1 protein-coding gene is annotated in these 235 nt (G+C 51.5%); it reads left to right on the plus strand.

The genetic code is table 11. The features are described 5' to 3' along the window. Nucleotides 1-235: ABC transporter permease subunit (locus SB756_RS35495; RefSeq protein WP_410913936.1), on the plus strand; the 235-nt coding region annotated here is incomplete at both ends.

Here is a 235-nt window from a genome sequence, read left to right on the forward strand (position 1 = left end):
TTCGCAATGCGATGCTGCTGGTGATCGCCAGCTTCCCCGCCACCTTCATCAGCATGTTCTTTACCAGTTCAGTGCTGATCGAGGTCATGTTCTCGCTCAACGGACTCGGGCTGCTCGGCTATGATGCGACTCTCCAACGCGACTATCCGGTGATGTTTGGCACGCTCTATATTTTTACGCTGATAGGTTTGCTGATGAATATTCTCAGTGATCTCACCTATACGCTGGTCGATCC

Source organism: Pseudomonas sp. SIMBA_068 (assembly GCF_046534705.1).
Lineage (GTDB): Bacteria > Pseudomonadota > Gammaproteobacteria > Pseudomonadales > Pseudomonadaceae > Aquipseudomonas > Aquipseudomonas putida.